This is a genomic window from Caballeronia sp. M23-90 (assembly GCF_053574605.1).
In genome coordinates, this window is the sequence record NZ_JBSIPA010000748.1 from 1 (window position 1) to 1,785 (window position 1,785).

Annotated in this window: 1 protein-coding gene and 2 pseudogenes; 1 reads left to right on the plus strand and 2 read right to left on the minus strand. The window is 62.2% G+C overall.

The genetic code is table 11. The features are described from left to right. A pseudogene (locus tag ACRXB1_RS35465) lies at positions 1-97 on the plus strand (ethanolamine ammonia-lyase light chain EutC); the annotation flags it as partial. Here ACRXB1_RS35465 and ACRXB1_RS35470 read toward each other — a convergent pair. Together ACRXB1_RS35470 and ACRXB1_RS35475 are read right to left on the minus strand one after the other, a co-directional pair. Next, a pseudogene (locus ACRXB1_RS35470) lies at positions 93-509 on the minus strand (ethanolamine ammonia-lyase light chain EutC); the annotation flags it as partial. The pseudogenes ACRXB1_RS35465 and ACRXB1_RS35470 overlap by 5 nt on opposite strands. Beyond that, a partial coding sequence (locus ACRXB1_RS35475; protein ID WP_449494703.1) for an ethanolamine ammonia-lyase subunit EutB occupies positions 509-1,785 on the minus strand: 1,277 nt, incomplete at its 5' end. The gene ACRXB1_RS35475 and the pseudogene ACRXB1_RS35470, both read right to left, overlap by 1 nt.

The window sequence follows — 1,785 nt, forward strand, 5'->3', positions numbered from 1 at the left end:
TTTCGATACGCTCGATGCCGAGAGCGCAGCGCCCGATCGCGATCATTATTTGCGTCGCCCGGATCTGGGCCGCAAGCTCAACGATGAAAGTACGGCACGGCATGGCGCGTTGCAGCGTAGGCCGACAAGCCGTCGGCGACGACGAACACCACATCGAAACCCTTGCCTTCGTGATCGCGAAGACGTGCCGTACTTTCATCGTTGAGCTTGCGGCCCAGATCCGGGCGACGCAAATAATGATCGCGATCGGGCGCTGCGCTCTCGGCATCGAGCGTATCGAAACCGGCTTCTCGCAGTGCTGCATGCAGCGCGTCCACATCGAGCGGCTGATGCACGGCGTCACGAGCCTGCGCGTGCGATAAATTGAACGCAAGCAAGGGCGCCGTCGGCAGGCTGCTGCCGGCGCGGCCCAGCGCAATACGCGCGTTCGTGAAACGGCGCAGCGCGTCCCACGGACTGGCGTTGGATGGCGCAGGCGCGTCCTTTGGATCTGCGTCGGTATCGGCCATTACGTCGTGATCCATTCAAGCAAGGGTTGCGGTGCGGACGGGCTGAGCAGGGCGCCGCGTGTATCGATGATCTGCATCGATTCAAGCCATGCCTCGAACTCCGGGGCGCGGCGCAGCCCCAGCACATTGCGCACATATAACGCGTCATGAAACGATGTGCTTTGGTAGTTGAGCATGATGTCGTCAGCGCCCGGTACGCCCATGATGAAGTTGACGTTGGCTACGCCAAGCAGCGTGAGCAAGGTGTCCATGTCGTCGGAATCGGCTTCGGCGTGGTTCGTATAGCAGATGTCGCAACCCATCGGCACGCCGAGCAGCTTGCCGCAGAAATGATCTTCGAGACCGGCGCGAATGATCTGGCGTCCATCGTAGAGATACTCCGGGCCGATGAACCCCACCACCGTATTCACCAGCAACGGCTTGAACTTGCGGGCGACCGCATAGGCGCGAACTTCGCAGGTTTGCTGATCGACGCCGTGATGGGCATGGGCGGAAAGCGCGCTGCCCTGGCCGGTCTCGAAGTACATGAGGTTGTCGCCGACCGTACCGCGCTTCAGCGACAACCCCGCCTCATACGCTTCCTGCAGCAGCGCGAGCGACACGCCGAAACTCGCGTTGGCTTTTTCCGTGCCCGCGATCGACTGGAACACGAGATCCACGGGCGCGCCTTTCTCGATCGCGGCGATCGTGTTCGTCACATGGGTCAGGACGCAGGATTGCGTCGGGACTTCGTAGCGTTGCCGGAAGTCATCGATCATCACGAGCAATGTCGTGATTGCATTGAGCGAATCCGACGCCGGATTGATGCCGATCACCGCATCCCCGCAGCCGTACATGAGCCCGTCGAGCATGGACGCGGCGATGCCCTTGACGTCGTCGGTGGGATGGTTCGGCTGCAGGCGCACGGACATGCGTCCGGGCAACCCGATGGTATTGCGAAAATGCGTGACCACCGGGCGTTTCTTGGCCGCGAGAATCAGGTCCTGGTTACGCATGAGTTTCGATACGGCGGCGACCATTTCCGGCGTGAGCCCGGGCGCGATGCGCACGAGCGCGGCGGTATCGGTGGAGTCGGCGAGCAGCCAGTTGCGGAAATCGCCCACCGTGAGATGCGATATCTCCGCGAAAGCCTGCGCGCAATGTTCGTCGATGATCAGCCGCGTCACCTCATCGCTTTCGTAAGGGATCACGGTTTCGCTGAGAAACGTGCGCAGCGGCACTTGCGCCAGCGCCATCTTCGCGGCGACGCGCTCTTCCTCGGTGGCGGCCGCGACGA